Raw genomic sequence first — 17,801 nt, 5'->3', positions numbered from 1 at the left:
GAGGGGACGGTCCGGGGGTGCGGCGGGCGCGGCAGGTCAGCAGCCGTCGTACCCGGCGGTGGGCATCGACAGGCGCCGGTGCACCCGCGCCTTCATCTCCGTGTCGTAGGACGGCTCGGTCAGTCCCGCCGTCTCCAGCCGCACCCCGCGCCGGGCGCACTCGGCCGAGAACGCGTCGACGGAGCGGAGCGCCGCGCGCAGGACGCGGTCGGACGGGGCGACGAAGCCGTCGACGAGGCCCGCGTCGACGTCCGCCCACAGCACCTCGTGGTCGGGGCGCAGTCCGTGGACGAGCAGTTCCCGGGTGATCACGAAGCCGCGCTCGGCGGCCCAGCGGGCGCACATCGCGTGCTGGCTGCGCGAGTCCACCAGGAACGGGTCCGCGTCCAGTTCCTCCAGCGGCGTCAGGCTGGCGATAGCCGCCACCCGCACCTGCGGGGCCGCGCCGTCCGATGCGCCCATGGTGTCCCCCTCACCTCAGCTTTCGCCGTCGACCCTACTCCTGCACGTAGGCTCGGGGGGAGTCGTACGAAGGAGCAGAAGGAGGCACCGCGTGCCGGTGGAGATCACCTGGTGGGGTCATGCCACCTGCACGGTCGAGGACTCGGGCACCCGGGTGCTCACCGATCCGCTCTTCGCCCGACGTCTCGCCCACCTGCGCCGCCGCCGGGGCGCTCCGCCGCCGCCGAGCGCGGCGCGCGCCGACGTGGTCCTCGTCTCGCACCTGCACGCCGACCATCTGCATCTGCCGTCGCTGGCCCGGCTCGCGCCGGGCACCCGGGTGCTGGTCCCGCGCGGCGCCCCGCGTTCCGTGCCGGGCCTGCGCCGGCTGCGCGCCCTGGAGATCACCGAGGTCGAGGAGGGGGCCCGGGTCGAGGTGGGCGGCGTCGCCATAGAGGCCGTACCCGCCGCGCACGACGGGCGGCGGCTGCCGGTGGGGCCCCATCGGTCACCCGCGCTCGGCTACGTGGTGAGCGGCGAGGCCCGTACGTACTTCGCCGGCGACACCGGGCTGTTCGACGGCATGGCCGACGCCGTCGGCGAGGTGGACGTCGCGCTGCTGCCGGTCGGCGGGTGGGGTCCGCATCTCGGGCCGCACCATCTGGATCCGGCGCGGGCCGCCGAGGCGCTGACCCGGCTGGCCCCGCGCAGCGCGGTGCCCGTGCACTACGGGACGTACTGGCCCATCGGGATGGACGCCGTGCGCCCGCACGAGTTCCACACGCCGGGTGACGAGTTCGTCCGGCAGGCGGCGCTGCGCGCGCCCCGGGTGGCGGTGCACCTGCTCGCGCACGGTGAGAGCGTCCGGCCGGAGGTGGCCCGGTGAACGGTCCCGCCCCGCGGGCTCCCCGGCGGACGGGGGCCCATCGATGATGTTCTCCGCCGCCACGCAGGTACCGCCCGAGTCGACCCAGCAGGCCGTCGGCTACCCGACGCTGTTCCTGCTCGTCGCCGTCGGCGCGCTGGTGCCGGTGATCCCGACGGGCGCGCTGGTGAGCTCCGCGGCCGTCGTCGCCTTCCACCAGAGGGCGCCGTACTCACTGCTGTTCGTGTTCGCCACGGCCTCGGTCGCCGCGTTCCTCGGGGACATCGCCCTGTACTGGCTCGGGCGGCGCGGCATGGGCTCGAAGAACGGGTCGCGGTGGCTGGAGGCCATCCGCGCGCGGGCGCCCCAGGAGCGGCTGGAGCAGGCGCAGGACAAGCTCGCCGACCACGGAGTGATGGTCCTCGTGCTGTCGCGGCTCGTGCCCGCCGGGCGGATCCCGGTGATGCTGGCGTGCCTGATGGCGAAGATGCCGCTGCGCCGGTTCGCCCGCGGCGACATTCCGGCGTGCCTCGCGTGGGCGGTGACGTACCAGGTCATCGGGATCCTCGGCGGCTCCCTGTTCGAGGAGCCGTGGGAGGGCGTCGTCGCGGCGGTCGCGCTGACCCTGCTGATCAGCGCGGCTCCGATGCTGTGGCGGAAGGTGCGCCGGCCGTCAGGCAGCCAGCACGCGTGACGCGCCGACCGGCAGGTCCCACAGCGCGGCCCGCGGCAGTCCGGCCCGCTCCCAGGCGGCCCGCAGCCGGGTGAGCGGCTCCATGACGGGCTCGGCCGACAGCAGGAACGTGGCCCAGTGCATGGGTGCCATGAGGCGCGCGCCCACGTCCTGCGCGGCCCGCACGGCGTCCTCCGGGTCGCAGTGCACGTCCTGCAGCCACCAGCGCGGGTCGTAGGCGCCGATGGGCAGCAGCGCCAGGTCGATGCCGGGGTAGCGGCGGCCGATCTCCGAGAACCAGTGGCCGTACCCGGTGTCGCCGGCGAAGTAGATCCGCTGCCCGTCGCGGTCGGTGAGGACCCAGCCGCCCCACAGGGTGCGGCAGGTGTCCGTGAGCGACCGCTTCGACCAGTGGTGGGCCGGGACGAAGTCGAAGCGCACTCCCCCGAGCTCGGCGCCCTCCCACCAGTCCAGTTCCGTGACGCGGGTGAAGCGGCGGCGGGTGAACCAGCGGCCGAGGCCCGCGGGGACGAACACCGGGGTGTCGCGCGGGAGTCTCCTGATGGTGGGCCAGTCCAGGTGGTCGTAGTGGTTGTGGCTGATGACGACCGCGTCGACGGGCGGCAGCGCGCTCCAGGCGACCCCGACCGGGGTGATCCGGGCCGGGGTGCCGAGGATCTTGCGGGACCACACGGGGTCGGTCAGGACGGTCAGGCCGCCGATGCGGACGATCCAGCTGGCGTGTCCCGCCCAGGTGACGGCGGCCGTGCGGGCGTCGACGTCGGGCAGCGGGCCCGGCTCGAACGGCAGTTGCGGGATGTCGCGCAGGCCCTCGGGGCGTGGCCGCAGCGCGCCCTCACGGGCGAACCGGGCGAAGGCCCGCAGGCCGGGCAGGGGTGCGGTCAGGCGGTCCGCGAAGGACCGGGGCCAGCGGCGCGGCGCCGTGGCGGGGGCGCCCCCGCCGAGCGGCAGGGGCTCGACGAGGGGTTCGACGGACGCGGTGGCATCAGCTCGCTGTGCTGTCGTCGATTCGGACGCCTGGGTCATCGCTCGGACTCCCATCCTTCGCCTGCCGGTCCGTTGCCTTCGGAACTCACCGGGTCCACCGGGCCCGCACTGCCGCGGAGCTCGCCGAGCGCCGACCCCACCATGCTCAACAGCCGCGCCACGTGCGGCAATTCCAGGGGCTCCGGTGAGGTGAGAGACGCCCCGCGCTCCTGCGGGGTCGATCCGAGCAGCGGCCCGGTCGACAGCCGCACCCGCAGCGCCGCCGGATCGTCGCCGAACCGGTGGCCGCCGGGGGCCGGCATGCCCAGGCGCGCGGTGAGGAAGTCCTCCAGGTCCTGGGCGTCGGTGACCCCGCGGGCGGCGAGCGGCGGCCGCAGCGGGTCCAGGTCGACGTACAGGTGCCGGCCGGCCCGCGGGGGCCGGGCCAGAGCGCCCCCGGCGAGCACGGCGCGGTGCGCGGCCGCGGCGACCCGGGCGTGCAGCCGGGCGGCGGCCGTGCGGCGGGCGGTGATCTCCTCGGGCTCGTCCAGGACGTAGGCCGCCGCGGCCGCGACCGGCGCCGCGAGCACGGCGCCGGTCGCGGTGAGGAAGTCCAGGACCCGCTCGGCGAGGCGGGCGCCCTGCCCGGTCGGCGGGAACCGCGCGCAGGCCGCGGGCAGCGACGGCGGCAGGAACGCGCCGGTGAGGTCGGTCAGGACGGTGACGTGCGCGGGGAACATCTCGGCGGGGCTGAACAGCACGGTGTCCGTGCCCGGGTGCAGGGTGTCGCGCCAGGTCTCGTCGCTGACGACGTGCAGGCCCTCCCCCACGGCGGCCTCCACCGCCTCGTGCAGCACCTCGGGCGGCGGCACGGTCGCCGTCGGGTCGTCCGCGACGGACAGCACGAGCAGCCGGGGGTCACCGCCCTCGGCCCGGACCCGGCGGACCGTCTCCAGGAGGGCGTACGGGTCGGGGACGCCGCCGCACTCGGCGGGCGTCGGCACATGGAACACGTCGCGGCCCAGCAGGCGCGCCTGCGGCACCCACCACGCGGGGCAGGGGCGCGGCACGAGCACGTCGCCGCCGAGCGCCGCGGTGAGCGCGAGGAGCAGCGGGGCGCCGCCCGGCGCGGCGATGACCTGGGCGTGCTCGGCGGCCAGGCCTCTGCGCTGCCAGTGGCCGCGGGCCGCTTCGAGGAGTGCGGGCGGTCCGCCGGGCGGCTCCGCGTGCGGGCGTCCGGCGGTCCCGGCGACGACACCGGCCAGTTCGGGCAGCACGGGGAGTCCGGACTCGGGCAGCGGCGGTCCGTAGCGCACCGGGCCGCGGCCTTCGGGCACGGGGCCCCTGGTCCCGTGGCCCTGGTGGTCTCGGGCCGTGGGGTCCGATGGCCGCATGCTGCCTCCGTGCCGTGTGTCCGTCGCCGTACCCTCGCGGGTGCGCTGCTCCCAGCGTCACATCCCCGTGGGCACCCGCGCGCGCCGTGCTCCTGCTGTGTGGGTACCCGGGGGACGTCGGGGCACGCGAGGGGCCCGGCGCGGCCACTGCGCCGGGTGGGTGACGCGGCGGCGTCGGCACGGTCCGCGAGGGGGGAGGCGGCCGGGTCAGGGGGTCGGCGTGGCGAGATCGCGCTCCGGACCGCGCCCGCGCCGCTGGCCGACGGCGGAGGCGATGTCGGCCAGTTTGCGGTGCGTGGGTCTGCGAGATACGGCGCAGCCCGGAGTCGGGCGCCAGGGCCCGGTAGTCCGGCCACCGCCGCTCGGCCGGCAGGTCGGCGGCGTCGACGGGCCGCCCGCCCTCCTCGGCCACCGGGATCGGGCCCTCTCCGGAGCGCAGCTGTACGGACACCAGGGCGGCGAGGTCGGGATGGGGCGCCGCGGCCGGGCGTTCGTCGCCGCCGTCGGAGGCGGTGGCCACGGCGCCGCAGCAGTCGGCCGTGCACCGGGTCGCGTTCTCGGCGAGTTCGGAGAGCCGGCGCGGCGCTCCTGGTCCGTCCCAAGGGACCTCGGGGCGCTGGGCGAGGACGCGTCGGGCGTCCCGGTCCTGGTCCGAGCGGACGTCACGTCCCTGTTGTGCGTGCCCCTGATTCCGGCAGCCGGCGAGCCGGTCGAGGGCGTGCTCACCCTGTTCCGGTCCGCCGGCCGGCCGGCGTTCTCGATGGCCGGGGCCCAGGCGCTGGACCTGATGTCCCGTCACATCGCCCTGGCCATGGGCCGGTGAGCGGGATCGGCTCTCACGCGGCGTCGGCCAGCACCTCGTCCCGCAGCCGGTGGCAGCACCGGCTGATGAGCCGCGACACGTGCATCTGCGAGATCCCCAGCTGCTCGGCGATGCGGCTCTGCGTCATGTCGCCGAAGAACCGCATGTAGAGGATCTGCCGCTCCCGCTCCGGCAGCGCCGCGAGGCGCGGTTTGACGGCCTCCCGGTCGACGACCACGTCGAGGGCCGGGTCGGCGCTGCCCAGGGCGTCGGACAGGGAGAAGCCGTCCTCGCTGCCGGGCAGCTCCGCGTCGAGGGAGAGCGCCGTGAAGCTCTCCAGCGCCTCGAGCCCCGTACGCACCTCGTCCTCCGTCAGGTTCGCGTGCTCGGCGATCTCGGTGAGGGTCGGGGCGCGGCCCGGGATCTCCCCGGCCAGGTCGTGCTGCGCGAACCGGACCCGGTTGCGCAGGTCCTGGACGCGGCGCGGCACGTGCAGGGTCCACATGTGGTCACGGAAGTGCCGCTTGATCTCACCGGTGACGGTGGGCACGGCGTAGCTCTCGAAGGCGTTGCCGCGTGCCGGGTCGTACCGGTCGACGGCCTTGACCAGGCCCAGCGCCGCGACCTGGCGCAGGTCGTCGTAGGACTCCCCGCGGTTGCGGAAGCGGCCGGCGAGCCGGTCGGCCATCGGCAGCCAGGCCTCGACGACGTCCTGACGCAGCTCGTCACGGTCGGGGCCGTCGGGCATGCCGGACAGTTTGGCGAAGGCTTCGGCGGTGTCGGGTGCGTCGTCGTGCGGGTGGCGTCGGCCGGCCTTCACCGAGTGCACGGGTGCGCTGGTACGCGTACGCATGGATCGCAACTCCCTGAATGTGCCTGGGGATCGGTGGTCACCGTGGGAGTCGCGCCTCATGGGGCGTCGGACACACCCGGGGCGACGGATACCTGCAGGTGCAGGTGTCCCTCCCACGGACGTGCCTCCTGTCCGAAGCACTGACAACCGCCTGCCCCTGCGCCGCCGCGGCAAACACGCATGGCGGCCGGGCCGAGGGGTACTGCGACGGGTCACCGCGTGCACGCCGCACGCCCCCGAGGGAGCAGAGAGGCCTACGGCCATGGCCGATGTGGTGAGGGAAGTCATGACGCCGGGGGTGGTGGCGGTGCGCCCCGACGCGTCGCTCGTCGAGGCCGCCCAGCTGATGCGCGCCCAGGGCACCGGTGACGTTCTGGTGGTGGACGCCGGCCGGATCCTCGGTGTCCTCACGGACCGGGACATCACGCTGTGCGCCGTCGCCGACGGGGCGGATCCGCTGACGGTCAGCGCGCACGCCGTGTGCACGCCGGACCCGGTGGCGATCGGTCCGGACGAGGTGGTGTCCGTGGCGGCGGAGCTGATGCGGGAACACGCGCTGCGCCGTCTCCCCGTGGTGGAGAACGGCCGTGCGGTGGGCATGGTCAGCCTCGGGGACCTGACACTGCACCGGAGCCACGCCGACGGGCCCGGTGCAGTGTCCGGGGGGAGCCCGGGCCCGCAGGCTGGTGCCGGCCCGGCGGGGTAGATCCGGGCCGTGTGTCACCGGAATCCGTCGCGGTCGCAGGTCCTGGGAACGGCATGTCCTCAGGGTCGGGACCGACCCCCGGCAACGGATTCACCGTAGGCCGTCCGACGGGCCGGTCTCGATCCGCCGAGCGCGGCCGCTGTCCGGAAAACGCGGTGCACCGCACCGGTTCCGTCACGGGGCCGGGTCGCGCAGGGTGCGGGACGGCACCCGGCCGTACCTGCTCCGGTACTGCTCGGCGAACCGGCCCAGGTGACCGAAGCCCCAGCGGAACGCGATCTCGCTGACGGTGGTGGTGCGCGGGTCGCCCGCGAGGAGTTCGGCGTGCACCCGCTCCAGGCGCACCGTACGCAGATACGCCATCGGCGGCATGCCCACGTAGCGGGCGAACGCCTCCTGGAGCCACCGGACACCGACGCGGGCCTCCGCCGCGAGTTCCGTGGTGGTGAAGGGGCGTTCGGGCTGCTCGCGCATCGCGTCCATGGCCCGCTTCACCGGCGCCGGCCGCAGCCCCTCGGCCGGCCGGTCGAGCTGGTCGCGGTAGCGGTGGTCGGCCGCCAGCAGCAGGCCGTTGAGCACGGCGTCCCGCAACGGCTGGGCGACCAGCGGGTGTTCGAGCATCCGGGTCGACTCGCGCAGATCGTCGGCGAGGATGCGGACGAGGCGGGCCCAGGCCTTGCCGCGGCCCTGCGTCAGGTCGAGATCGGGGTCGAGCACGACGGGCGTGCTCGGCGCGCGTCCGGTCAGCTCCTCGATGCGGCGCTCCAGCAGGTCCCGCTCCACTTTCAGGGCGACGATCTGCCCGTCACCGGCCCAGCGGTCCACGACGGTGGTGCCGACCGGCTGGAGCAGCGCGGCCCGGCCGGCCGGCGTGATCACTTCGGGACGGCCGGCCTGGTGCCAGGTCATCGGGCCGCCGAGCGGGACGTTGACGTGGTACGCGCCCAACTCGCCGCAGCGGACCCGGACATCGGCCCCGCAGGCGAGAGCGCCGACGGTGATGCCGCCGAGCTCCAGCACCTCGAAAGCCGCACCGAACCGTTCCGGGGCCGCCAGTACGTCCAGCTGATTGGTGTAGAAAGCGGTCTTGATCGCTTCCATGGTCTGCTCGACGTCGCCCGACCGGAATGACGTCCTCACACCGCTTCACCTCTTGCCTCGTGACATTTCGTCGTACACGCCCAACTAAGCAGCGTACGACGAGATCTTGGAGGCCGCGACGGCTACCGGGAACGTTCCACGCGACGTTCGTCCCAGACCGGTTCCGACGTCTCACGCACCTGGCCGTCCGCGCCGAACACCAGGTACCGGTCGAAGGCGCGGGCGAACCAGCGGTCGTGGGTGACCGAGACGACCGTGCCGTCGAAGGACTCCAGGCCCTCCTGCAGCGCCTCGGCCGACTCCAGGTCGAGGTTGTCCGTCGGCTCGTCCAGCAACAGGGCGGTGGAGCCCTCCAGTTCGAGCAGCAGGATCTGGAAGCGGGCCTGCTGGCCGCCGGAGAGACGCTCGAATTTCTGCTCGGCCTGCGCCGTCAGTTCGTAGCGGCGCAGCCGGGACATCGCGGCGCCCCGGTCCTGCGCGTGGTCGCGCCACAGGATGTCGAGGAGGGGGCGGCCCTGCAGCTCGGGGTGGGCGTGGGTCTGGGCGAAGTGGCCGGCCACCACGCGGGCGCCGAGCTTCCACTCGCCCGTGTGCGCCACCGAGGTGTCCCCGGCCAGCAGGCGCAGGAAGTGGGACTTGCCCGAGCCGTTCGAACCGAGGACGGCGACCCGCTCGCCGTAGAAGATCTCCAGGTCGAAGGGCTTCATCAGGCCGGTCAGCTCGAGTCCCTTGCAGGTGACGGCCCGCACTCCGGTGCGGCCGCCCTTGAGGCGCATCGTGATGTCCTGCTCGCGCGGCGGCTCCGGGGGCGGTCCGGCCTCCTCGAACTTGCGCAGGCGGGTCTGCGCGGCGGCGTACCGGGACGCCATTTCGTGGCTGACGGCTGCCGCCTGGCGCAGGTTCACCACGAGCTTCTTCAGCTGGGCGTGCTTCTCGTCCCAGCGGCGGCGCAGCTCCTCGAAGCGGGCGAAGCGCTCGCGCCGGGCCTCGTGGTAGGTGGCGAAGCCGCCGCCGTGCACCCAGGCGTCGGCGCCGCCGGGGCCCGGCTCGACGCTGACGATCTTCTCGGCGGAGCGGGCGAGCAGCTCGCGGTCGTGGGAGACGAAGAGGACGGTCTTGCGGGTCTCGCGCAGCCGCTCCTCCAGCCAGCGCTTGCCGGGCACGTCGAGGTAGTTGTCCGGCTCGTCGAGGAGGAGGACCTCGTCGGTGCCGCGCAGCAGCGCTTCGAGGACGAGGCGTTTCTGCTCACCGCCGGAGAGAGTGCGCACCTCGCGGAACTGCGCCTTGTCGTAGGGGACGCCGAGCGCGGCCGTGGTGCACATGTCCCACAGCGTCTCCGCCTCGTAGCCCTGTGCCTCGGCCCAGTCGGCGAGGGCCTGCGCGTAGCTCATCTGCGCGGCCTCGTCGTCGACGGTCATGATCGCGTGCTCGGCCTTGTCGACCGCCTTCGCGGCCTCGCGGATGCGCGGCGACGCCACGGAGACGAGCAGGTCGCGCACGGTGCTCTCGTCGCGCACTGACCCCACGAACTGGCGCATCACGCCGAGCCCGCCGCTGACCGTGACGGAGCCGCCGTGCGGCTGGATCTCGCCGGAGATCAGCCGCAGCAGGGTCGTCTTGCCCGCCCCGTTGGGCCCGACGAGGGCCACCACCGCGCCCTCGCCGACACGGAAGGAGACATCACCGAGCAGCGCCCGCCCGTCCGGCAAGTAGTACTCGAGGTGTGCGGCTTCCAGATGTCCCATGGTCACGCATTCTGGACGGCTGTGCGGGTGACGGGCAAACGAATAGGACCTCGGACCCTGGATGCGGAGCCCTGGCCGGGGTAATCGTCGTTCCATGTGTGCCGACTTCGACCTCACCTCGCGTCCGACGGACGCGGCCCGGCCGGGCCGCTCCCTGCGCGGCCGGCTGGCCTCGCTCGACCTGCGCCTTTTCGAGAACGCCGCCGAATCGCGGTGGCCCGGCGCCGAGCGGGTGCTGCCCCGGCTCAGCCGGGCCGCGAACCACGGGGTGCTGTGGTTCGGGGTGGCCGGGGCGCTGGCGGCGACCGGATCGCCGCGGGCCCGCCGGGCCGCCGTGCGCGGGGTGGCGTCGCTGGCGCTGGCCTCCGCCACGATCAACACGCTGGGGAAGCGGTCCGTGCGCCGGGCGCGGCCCGCGCTGGACGCGGTGCCGATAGTGCGCCGGCTGAAGCGGCAGCCGTTCACCACGTCGTTCCCGTCGGGGCATGCGGCCTCGGCGGCGGCGTTCGCGACGGGGGTCGCCCTGGAGTCGCGGGGCTGGGGCGCGGTCGTCGCCCCGGTGGCGTTCTCGGTGGCGGCCTCCCGCGTCTACACGGGCGCGCACTTCCCGGGTGACGTCGTGGCGGGCGCGGCGCTCGGTGTGGGTGCGGCCTTCGCCGTACGGGGTCTGGTGCCGACGCGCGGCCAGATGCCGTCGCCGGGGCGTCCGCTGGTCGACAACGTGCCGGCGCTGCCGGGCGGCGAGGGCCTGGTGATGGTGGTGAACACCAAGGCCGGGACGCCGGAGAAGGTACGGGTGCTCAAGGACGCGCTGCCGCTGGCCGAGTTCGTGGAGTGCGAGGGCACCGAGATCCCGGACGCGCTGGAGAAGGCGGCGTCGGGCGCCCGCGCCCTGGGGATCTCCGGGGGCGACGGTTCGGTGAACACCGCCGCGCAGGTGGCGCTCCGGCACGGTCTGCCGCTCGCGGTGCTGCCCGGCGGCACGCTGAACCACTTCGCGTACGACCTGGGCATCGAGGACGCGGGCGATTTCGTGCGGGCCGTCGAGGGCGGCGACGCGGTCGCGGTCGACGTCGGCCGGTTCCGCTCGGACAAGGCGTCGGGGATCTTCCTCAACACGTTCAGCCTGGGCGCCTACCCGGAGCTGGTGCAGGAGCGGGAGCGCTGGTCGGGCCGGATCGGCGGTCGGCTCGCCGATGTCGTGGCGGCGGTGCACGTGCTGCGCCGCGATCATCCGCTGGAGGTCGAACTGCACGGCGAGAAGCGGCCGCTGTGGCTGCTCTTCGCCGGGAACTGCACGTATCGGCGGATGGGGCTGACGGCGGGCCGGCGCGCGGATCTCGCGGACGGGCTGCTGGACGTGCGCACGGTCAGCGGCGGCCGGCTGCCCGGCGTGCGGCTGCTCGCGGCGGCGTTGTCCGGGCCCCTGTCCCGCTCCCCGTTCCACGCCGCGACCCGGCTCACGCGGCTGCGCGTCGACGGTGTCGCACCGGGCACCCTGCTCGCCTACGACGGTGAAGTCGCCGACTGTGGGCGGCAGTTGACGATCGACAAGCAGCACGAGGCGCTGCGCGTGTACCGGCCGCTGACCATACTGTGACGCCTCCCCCGCCCCGCTAGGCACCTCCCCCAATCCCCTCGCGGTCCACATATCAAGACGGGTATCTCACCATGCGGCTGCACGGCGTACGGTGATCACATCGCCCGGGGCACTCGCCCCGGGCGAGCCGTCACACCGTGAAGGGGATCGGGCCATGTCGCAGGAGACCGCCGTGTACACCCACGGCCACCACGAGTCCGTGCTGCGTTCGCACACCTGGCGCACCGCCGCCAACTCGGCGGGCTACCTGCTCGGCTCGCTCAAGCCGCACATGAAGATCCTGGACATCGGCTGCGGTCCGGGCACCATCACCGCGGACCTGGCGGCGCTGGTCCCGGACGGACAGGTGGTCGGGGCCGACCACGCCGCGGGCATCCTGGACCAGGCCCGCGCCACGGCGGCCGAACGGGGCCTGACCAACGTGGAGTTCACGACCGCCGACGTACACGCGCTGGACTGGCCCGACGACACGTTCTGCGTGGTGCACGCGCACCAGGTGCTCCAGCACGTCGGCGACCCGGTGCAGGCGCTGCGCGAGATGCGCCGCGTCACGAAGCCCGGCGGGATCATCGCCGTACGCGACTCCGACTACGCGGCGATGACCTGGCATCCGCAGTCCCGGGGCATGACCGACTGGCTGGACCTCTACCAGCGGGTCGCCCGGGCCAACGGCGGCGAGCCGGACGCCGGGCGGCACCTGAAGTCGTGGGCGCTGGCGGCGGGTTTCGCCGCGGCGGACATCACCGCCACGGCCGGTACGTGGTGCTACTCCACGCCGGACGAGATCGCCTGGTGGAGCGGGCTGTGGGCCGACCGCACGGTGGCCTCGGCGTACGCGGACCGCGCGACGGGCGGCGGCCACGCGACGCCCGAGCAGCTGACGGCCGTCTCCGAGGCGTGGCGGGAGTGGGGCACGCACGAGGACGCCTGGTTCGCGGTACTGCACGGCGAACTCCTGTGCCGCAAGCAGCCCGGCGCGTAGGGCGGTGCATGACGTCGGGGCCGGGCCCCGACGGCATGCGCCCGGTCCCCGTCACGGGGTGACGGCCTGCTCCACCAGCAGAGCGACCCCGGCCACGATGCTCGCCGCGTCGATCCCGGCGGCCCGCAGCTGCTCCTGCGGTGTCGCCGACCCCGGCATCGTGCGGACGGCGAGGCGTACCAGGCGCGGCGCGGGGACCCCGTCGTCGAACGCCTCGGCGACGGCGTCCCCGAGGCCGCCCTGGGCCCGGTGGTCCTCCACGGTGACCAGGCAGCCGGTGGCCCGCGCGGCGGCCTGCAGGGTGTGCCGGTCGACCGGCTTCACCGAGTACAGGTCGATGACGCGGACGGGGATGCCGGCCGCGGCCAGCTCGTCGGCGGCGCGCAGCGCTTCGTGCACCGTCACGCCCGCGGCGACGAGCGTGACGCGGTCGTCGTCGCCGGACCGCAGCACCTTGCTGCCGCCCACCGGGAACTCCTCGTGCGGCGGATAGATCACCGGGGTCTTCCCGCGCGAGGTCCGCAGGTACCGGATGCCCGACAGCTCGGCCATGTCCGCGACCAGCCGGGCCGTCTGGTTGGCGTCGCACGGGTGGAGGACCGTCGAGCCGTGCACCGCCCGGAACATCGCGAGGTCCTCCAGGCCCATCTGCGAGGGTCCGTCCTCACCGATGGCGACACCGGCGTGCGAGCCGACCAGATTGATCCCGGCGCCGCTGATCGCCGCCATCCGGACGAAGTCGTGCGCGCGGGTCAGGAAGGCCGCGAACGTGGCCGCGTACGGAAGCCAGCCGCGCGTCGCCGCCCCGACGCTCGTGGCGACGAGCTGCTGCTCGGCGATGTAGCACTCGAAGTACCGCTCGGGGTGCTCCTTGGCGAAGTACTCGGCGCGGGTCGAGTCGCCGACCTCGCCGTCGAGGGCGAGGACGTCGCCGCGGGCGGTGCCGAGCGCGGTGAGCGCCTGGCCGTAGGCGTCGCGGGTGGCGACCTGGTCGCCGACCTCGTAGCGGGGCAGGTCGAGGCGGCCGCTGCGCACGGCGTGCAGGGCCCGGGCCGCGGGCGGCGGGGCGACCCGGACGCGGACACCCCGGTCGCCGCCCAGCTCGGCGATCGCCTCGTCCGGCTCGGGCAGCGGCTTGCCGTGCAGGCCCTCCCGGTCCTCGACGGCGGCGACGCCCTTGCCCTTGAGCGTGCGGGCGAGGATCGCGGTGGGCTGCCCTGCGCTGTCGCGGGCCTCGGCGTAGGCGCGGTCGACGGCCGCCACGTCGTGTCCGTCGATCTCGATCGTGTGCCAGCCGAACGCCCGGAAGCGGCGTGCGTACGCGTCGAGGTCGTGCCCGTGCCGGGTGGGCCCGCGCTGCCCGAGCCGGTTCACGTCGACGGTCACCGTGAGGTGGTCGAGGTGCTCGAACCCGGCGTGCTCGGCGGCCTCCCACACGGATCCCTCGGCGAGTTCGCTGTCGCCGCACAGGACGTGGACGCGGGTGTCGACCCGGTCGAGGCGCTTGCCGACCAGGGCGATGCCGACGCCGACGGGCAGGCCCTGGCCCAGTGATCCGGTGGCCGTCTCGACCCATGGCAGGCGCCGCGGTGTCGGGTGTCCCTCCAAGCGGCTGCCGAGCGTGCGGAAGGTCAGCAGTTCGGCGTCGTCGATGGCTCCGGCCGCCTTGTACGCGGCGTAGAGCAGCGGCGAGGCATGGCCCTTGGAGAGGACGAACCGGTCGTTGCCGGGGTGGTCGGGGTGGGCGAAGTCGTAGCGGAAGTGCCGGGCGAGGAGCACCGCCATGAGGTCGGCGGCGGACATCGACGAGGTGGGGTGGCCGGACCCGGCGGCGGCCGCGGCGCGCACCGAGTCGACCCTCAACTGCTGGGCGAGGTCGTGCAGTTCGGTGTCGGTGAGGGTGGGGGTGGGGGTGGTCATCGAGTACCTCCTTCGGGCTGGTGCGGGGCACCGTCCGGCACCCGGGCGAGTTCGGGCGACGCCGTGTCGAGCGGCACGGACCAGGAGCGGACCAGGCCCAACTGGACCGCCTGGCGCGGGAGTACGGCATCGAGCAGCCAGTCGGCCGCGACCCGGATCCGGTTGCCGGGCAGCGCGGCGAGGTGGTAGCCGCGGGTGACGGCGCCCGCGAGGGGGCCGGACAGCGGGATGCCGAGCGGGTTCGCGGCGGCCTGCGCCCCGCCCAGGTCGACGGTGAAGCCGAGGTCCTTGTGCCGGTAGCTGCGGCGGGCCCCCTGGCCCAGGGACGCGGCCACGTTGAGTCCGGCGATCCGCCCCTGGCGCCAGGCGTGCTGGGCGGTCATCGGGGTGTACTCGCCGGGGTTCTCCAGGTCGGGCACGGCGGCCGCGTCTCCGCAGGCGAACACCTCGGGGTGTCCGGGCACGGCGAGGAACGGGTCGACGAGCAGCCGCCCGCGCTCCAGGGGCCGCCCGAGGCCGGCGACGAGCGGATCGGGGCGGACGCCGACGCACCACACCAGGGTGCGGGTGTCGACGAACTCCCCGTCGTCCAGCACGACTCCGTCGCCGGTCGCCTCCTTCACCGAGGTGCGGGTGCGCACCTCGACGCCCCGCCCGCGCAGCACCCGGTCGGAGGTGCGGGACAGCCGCTCGTCGAGTTCGGGCAGGACGCGCGGCGCGATGTCGAGGAGCAGCCAGCGCGGGCGACTGCCGTGCCGGCGGGGCTGCTTGCGCACGAGCGCGTCGGTCAACAGCTGCCCCTGGGCGGCGACTTCGGTGCCCGTGTACCCGGCGCCCACGACGACGAAGGTGCGCCGCGCCCGGATCTCCGCGGGGTCGGACGCGACGGCGGCGAGTTCGATCTGCCGCGTCACGTGGTCGCGCAGGTACAGCGCCTCGGGCATGCCGCGGAAGCCGTGGGCGTGCTCGGCGATCCCCGGCACCGGCAGCAGTTTGTTGACGCTGCCGACGGCCAGCACGAGCCGGTCGTACCCGAGGGTGCCGGGCCGGCCCTCGGGGTCGGTGTAGTGCACGGTGCGGGTGTCGAGATCCACGGCGCCGGCCTCGCCGAGCATGAGCCGGGCGTGCGGCAGGGTGCCCGGCAGCGACACGGTGGCGCGGCGCGGTTCCAGGACACCGGCGGCGACCTGGGGCAGCAGCGGCAGGTACAGGAAGTAGTCGGTCGGATTCAGCAGGGTGACATCGGCCGTGTGCCGGGCTGTCCGGGCCAGTGTGCGGGCGGCCCGGTACCCGGCGAACCCGGCACCGACGATCAGTACGCGCGATCGGCTCACGGTTCTCCTCCCGGGAACGCGTGGGTGGAGCTTCCCGCGTCCCCGTGGTCACCGGCGGCCAAACGTCAGGTGTCTACGCATCTCGGACGACCTGACACCGAACCGAGCGACAGCGCCCCCGCCTGTTCCCGATCAGGGCCGCTCGCATGATCGGCGCTTGCACGCCCGGCTGCCGCAGAAGGTGGCTCACCCTTTCCGGCGCCGTTTCGGATCCCCACAGCCTGTCCGTTCCGCACAAGAGCAACGATCTCGCGGAGAAACTCGTCGCCGCTGTCGAGCAGGCCCGCGGCTAGCCGTCCTGCGGTTCGCAGCGAACTGGAGGACGCCGAGGGTCGCGGACGCGTAAGTGCACACTGCTGGGTTACGCACGCGCTCCGACGCGGAGTCGGGACTGAAGCTCAGGCGTAGTAGTCCTCCGCGTCGTCGAGTGGATAGCCGCGCGAGTAGCTCATCAACGCCGAGTACTTGTCGTCGCCGAGAAAATAGTCGCCGCTGTGATGCAGCTAGAAGAATCTTCCCGCTTCGTCCATGAGGACCGTTGCACCGTCATAGGTGTCGTGCGCGACGGGGAAGACCTTCTTTTTCAGTCCGTCGGCGAGTTCTTGAACATCCTCCGCCGCGCCTTCATACATGAGGCGCGGATGGAAGATCAGCCTGTCTTCGGTAGCGGCCTGAACAGGCAGATCAAGGCCGACGTGCTCACGGAGAAATTCGAGAGCAGGCTGGATGACTTCAAGACTGTCGCCGTCGTTGCGGAAATCCGTCAGAGCCGTCTCCACTTCAGCGGCGGCCAGGTCGTCACACCGGCGTCCCGGGTACCACCCGGCACTCCCCAGCCAGGCATCAGCCGCCTCAGGAGACTTCAATACGACGGACACAGTTCTCATCCTCTTCCAGATCAAACAGCGATGGCACCGACGGGCGGAAGCATGCGCGTGCGGGAGGCGCAGGGTTCCTTGCAGTCCTCGCCCCTCGATGACTCGAGCCTCGCTGGCGCACCCGGATCGCGGTGGCGCCGGGAAGTGGCCATCAGGAGCCGAGGAGTTGAGGGCATCTCCTCACCGGGGACGGTAGCGACGGGGATGGCAATCATGAAATCGTTGCAGCTCCGCCGGGAGGGGGTGGCGGCAGGCTGCGGCCGGTCGTTTCCCGCTGGTGGGGTACGGAGATCAAGGACTTCGCGGGTCAGAGAGATGGAGACGCTCCAGTCATGGAGATCCTGGGAACCACGCTGCGCATCTGCGTCGAGGACCTGGAGTCCTCGGTCACGTTCTACGAACAGCTCACGGGCAGCCAGGCGCTGCGTTTCGATCGTGGCGGGGTCTCCGTCGCCGCCGTCGGCTGCTTCCTGCTGATGAGCGGTCCCGAGCGGGAGCTGGAAGTGCTGCGCAAGGTGTCGGCCACGATCGCCGTACGGGACGTGGACGAGGCCAACGCGGTCCTGACGGCGTCGGGCGCGAAGGTCGTCGCGGGGCCGGTACCGACCCCGGCCGGCCGCAATCTCATCGCGCTGCACCCCGACGGCTCGGTCTTCGAGTACGTGGACCGGCAGGTGCCCGCGGAATCCTGAGCCCTCACGGCGTGCACGTATCCTCGCCCGGAGCACGACGGCGAAGGACGGTGCACGTGGCGGGCAAGCAGGAGGAGCCGGGGCAGGGACGGACGTCCCTGAGCGCGCAGGCGCGCGAGGAGGTGCGCCGGCGCATCGTCGACCGCCGCTACCCGATGGGCGCGCGCCTCGTGGAGCGGGAGGTCGCCGAGGAGCTGCGCATGTCCCGGGTCCCGGTGCGCGAGGCGCTGCGCGCCCTGGTGACCGAGGGCCTGCTGGAACTGCTGCCGCACAGCGGTGTGCGTGTGCGGCGTCTGGAACGGGTCGACGTCCGGCACCTGTACGAGGTGTGGGAGCCGCTGGCCGTGCAGGCCTCGCGGCTCGCGGCCCGCGCGGTCGCCGCCGCGGGACCGCGGGAACCGGAGGGCCTTGCCGCGCTGCGGGAGCTCCTCGCGCGGGCCGAGTGGGCGGCCGCGGCGGACGAGGGGCCGCGCGAGGTGGCGGCGCACACGGCGTTCCACGAGGAGATCGTGGCGCTCGGCGGCAACCCGCTGCTGGCCCGCACCATGGAGCAGCTCAGCTGGCAGTTGCAGCTGTTGTTCGGGATGCGCGACGAGCCCGAGCACATGCGGGCGCAGCACGCCGACATGTTCCGGCACATCGCTGCGGGCGACGAGGAGTCCGCGGCGGCGAGCACGCTGCTGCACGTCAGGGACAGCCGCGCGGTGGCGCTGAAGTCGCTCTTCGGTGACTCCGGCTCCAGTTTGTATACCGAGAGCGCGTAGATGGGCCACAAGCAGGTTCGGAACCGCTAGACATTCCCGGGAAAGCACGCAAAGGGGCGGGGCG

The 17,801-nt window shown here is 73.6% G+C and carries 17 protein-coding genes; 8 read left to right on the top strand and 9 right to left on the bottom strand.

The window, feature by feature from the left end; translation table 11 throughout:
* Positions 1–36: 36 nt before the first annotated feature.
* Positions 37–462 (bottom strand): hypothetical protein, encoded by a 426-nt coding sequence (locus ACVHNB_RS12330; RefSeq protein WP_428951320.1) that lies wholly within the window; start codon positions 460–462, stop codon positions 37–39.
* A 91-nt stretch (positions 463–553) separates the two neighbouring features.
* On the opposite strand from ACVHNB_RS12330, the gene ACVHNB_RS12325 reads away from it, so the two are divergent.
* A complete protein-coding gene (locus ACVHNB_RS12325) occupies positions 554–1,327 on the top strand; it encodes an MBL fold metallo-hydrolase (protein ID WP_456228051.1) in 774 nt (257 codons plus the stop codon).
* 46 nt (positions 1,328–1,373) lie between these two features.
* Complete coding sequence (locus tag ACVHNB_RS12320; protein WP_456228874.1) at positions 1,374–2,000, top strand: DedA family protein; 627 nt, start codon at positions 1,374–1,376, stop codon at positions 1,998–2,000.
* On the opposite strand, the gene ACVHNB_RS12315 is transcribed toward ACVHNB_RS12320, so the two are convergent.
* Positions 1,980–3,026, bottom strand: a complete 1,047-nt coding sequence (locus tag ACVHNB_RS12315) for an MBL fold metallo-hydrolase (protein WP_428951322.1) — start codon at positions 3,024–3,026, stop codon at positions 1,980–1,982. The genes ACVHNB_RS12320 and ACVHNB_RS12315 overlap by 21 nt on opposite strands.
* Positions 3,023–4,360, bottom strand: a complete 1,338-nt coding sequence (locus tag ACVHNB_RS12310) for an aminotransferase class I/II-fold pyridoxal phosphate-dependent enzyme (protein ID WP_456228050.1) — start codon at positions 4,358–4,360, stop codon at positions 3,023–3,025. The genes ACVHNB_RS12315 and ACVHNB_RS12310 overlap by 4 nt, the downstream gene beginning before the upstream one ends.
* 295 nt (positions 4,361–4,655) lie before the next feature.
* Here ACVHNB_RS12310 and ACVHNB_RS12305 point away from each other — a divergent pair, with 295 nt between their 5' ends.
* Positions 4,656–5,183, top strand: a complete 528-nt coding sequence (locus tag ACVHNB_RS12305) for a hypothetical protein (RefSeq protein WP_456228049.1) — start codon at positions 4,656–4,658, stop codon at positions 5,181–5,183.
* A 13-nt stretch (positions 5,184–5,196) separates the two neighbouring features.
* Here the strand turns inward: ACVHNB_RS12305 and ACVHNB_RS12300 are convergent, their stop codons facing one another.
* A complete protein-coding gene (locus ACVHNB_RS12300; protein WP_456228048.1) occupies positions 5,197–6,015 on the bottom strand; it encodes an RNA polymerase sigma factor SigF in 819 nt (272 codons plus the stop codon).
* 262 nt (positions 6,016–6,277) lie between these two features.
* Here ACVHNB_RS12300 and ACVHNB_RS12295 point away from each other — a divergent pair, with 262 nt between their 5' ends.
* The gene (locus ACVHNB_RS12295) at positions 6,278–6,721 is read left to right on the top strand and encodes a CBS domain-containing protein (RefSeq protein ID WP_456228047.1); all 444 of its coding nucleotides are present in this window, start codon (positions 6,278–6,280) and stop codon (positions 6,719–6,721) included.
* A gap of 174 nt (positions 6,722–6,895) precedes the next feature.
* Here ACVHNB_RS12295 and ACVHNB_RS12290 read toward each other — a convergent pair whose 3' ends face one another.
* Together ACVHNB_RS12290 and ACVHNB_RS12285 are read right to left on the bottom strand one after the other, a co-directional pair.
* Complete coding sequence (locus tag ACVHNB_RS12290) at positions 6,896–7,861, bottom strand: AraC family transcriptional regulator (RefSeq protein ID WP_428951327.1); 966 nt, start codon at positions 7,859–7,861, stop codon at positions 6,896–6,898.
* 83 nt (positions 7,862–7,944) lie between these two features.
* Positions 7,945–9,567, bottom strand: coding sequence for an ABC-F family ATP-binding cassette domain-containing protein (locus ACVHNB_RS12285; protein ID WP_428951328.1), 1,623 nt, complete (start codon positions 9,565–9,567; stop codon positions 7,945–7,947).
* 94 nt (positions 9,568–9,661) lie between these two features.
* Here ACVHNB_RS12285 and ACVHNB_RS12280 point away from each other — a divergent pair, with 94 nt between their 5' ends.
* Together ACVHNB_RS12280 and ACVHNB_RS12275 are read left to right on the top strand one after the other, a co-directional pair.
* Positions 9,662–11,167 (top strand): phosphatase PAP2 family protein, encoded by a 1,506-nt coding sequence (locus ACVHNB_RS12280; RefSeq protein ID WP_456228046.1) that lies wholly within the window; start codon positions 9,662–9,664, stop codon positions 11,165–11,167.
* A gap of 154 nt (positions 11,168–11,321) precedes the next feature.
* Positions 11,322–12,149, top strand: coding sequence for a class I SAM-dependent methyltransferase (locus ACVHNB_RS12275; RefSeq protein ID WP_456228045.1), 828 nt, complete (start codon positions 11,322–11,324; stop codon positions 12,147–12,149).
* Between the two features lie 51 nt (positions 12,150–12,200).
* On the opposite strand, the gene ACVHNB_RS12270 is transcribed toward ACVHNB_RS12275, so the two are convergent.
* From ACVHNB_RS12270 to ACVHNB_RS12260, 3 genes are all read right to left on the bottom strand, one after another.
* On the bottom strand, positions 12,201–14,069 hold the full coding sequence (locus tag ACVHNB_RS12270; protein WP_428951331.1) for a transketolase: 1,869 nt from the start codon (positions 14,067–14,069) through the stop codon (positions 12,201–12,203).
* Positions 14,066–15,403 (bottom strand): NAD(P)/FAD-dependent oxidoreductase, encoded by a 1,338-nt coding sequence (locus tag ACVHNB_RS12265; protein WP_456228044.1) that lies wholly within the window; start codon positions 15,401–15,403, stop codon positions 14,066–14,068. The genes ACVHNB_RS12270 and ACVHNB_RS12265 overlap by 4 nt, the downstream gene beginning before the upstream one ends.
* 503 nt (positions 15,404–15,906) lie before the next feature.
* A complete protein-coding gene (locus ACVHNB_RS12260; RefSeq protein WP_456228043.1) occupies positions 15,907–16,281 on the bottom strand; it encodes an SUKH-3 domain-containing protein in 375 nt (124 codons plus the stop codon).
* A gap of 332 nt (positions 16,282–16,613) precedes the next feature.
* On the opposite strand from ACVHNB_RS12260, the gene ACVHNB_RS12255 reads away from it, so the two are divergent.
* Both ACVHNB_RS12255 and ACVHNB_RS12250 read left to right on the top strand, forming a co-directional pair.
* The gene (locus tag ACVHNB_RS12255; RefSeq protein WP_428951335.1) at positions 16,614–16,973 is read left to right on the top strand and encodes a VOC family protein; all 360 of its coding nucleotides are present in this window, start codon (positions 16,614–16,616) and stop codon (positions 16,971–16,973) included.
* Between the two features lie 56 nt (positions 16,974–17,029).
* Complete coding sequence (locus ACVHNB_RS12250; RefSeq protein ID WP_456228042.1) at positions 17,030–17,737, top strand: GntR family transcriptional regulator; 708 nt, start codon at positions 17,030–17,032, stop codon at positions 17,735–17,737.
* Positions 17,738–17,801: the final 64 nt, after the last annotated feature.

It is taken from the genome of Streptomyces sp. YJ-C3, from assembly GCF_053891275.1.
This window is presented reverse-complemented; position numbering and strand designations above follow the sequence as displayed.

Coding starts and splice junctions, on each gene's coding strand:
- ACVHNB_RS12330 (WP_428951320.1), bottom strand. CDS start 462: ATGGGCGCATCGGACGGCGCGGCCCCGCAGGTGCGGGTGGCGGCTATC.
- ACVHNB_RS12320 (WP_456228874.1), top strand. CDS start 1,374: ATGTTCTCCGCCGCCACGCAGGTACCGCCCGAGTCGACCCAGCAGGCC.
- ACVHNB_RS12315 (WP_428951322.1), bottom strand. CDS start 3,026: ATGACCCAGGCGTCCGAATCGACGACAGCACAGCGAGCTGATGCCACC.
- ACVHNB_RS12310 (WP_456228050.1), bottom strand. CDS start 4,360: ATGCGGCCATCGGACCCCACGGCCCGAGACCACCAGGGCCACGGGACC.
- ACVHNB_RS12300 (WP_456228048.1), bottom strand. CDS start 6,015: ATGCGTACGCGTACCAGCGCACCCGTGCACTCGGTGAAGGCCGGCCGA.
- ACVHNB_RS12295 (WP_456228047.1), top strand. CDS start 6,278: ATGGCCGATGTGGTGAGGGAAGTCATGACGCCGGGGGTGGTGGCGGTG.
- ACVHNB_RS12285 (WP_428951328.1), bottom strand. CDS start 9,567: ATGGGACATCTGGAAGCCGCACACCTCGAGTACTACTTGCCGGACGGG.
- ACVHNB_RS12280 (WP_456228046.1), top strand. CDS start 9,662: ATGTGTGCCGACTTCGACCTCACCTCGCGTCCGACGGACGCGGCCCGG.
- ACVHNB_RS12275 (WP_456228045.1), top strand. CDS start 11,322: ATGTCGCAGGAGACCGCCGTGTACACCCACGGCCACCACGAGTCCGTG.
- ACVHNB_RS12270 (WP_428951331.1), bottom strand. CDS start 14,069: ATGACCACCCCCACCCCCACCCTCACCGACACCGAACTGCACGACCTC.
- ACVHNB_RS12255 (WP_428951335.1), top strand. CDS start 16,614: ATGGAGATCCTGGGAACCACGCTGCGCATCTGCGTCGAGGACCTGGAG.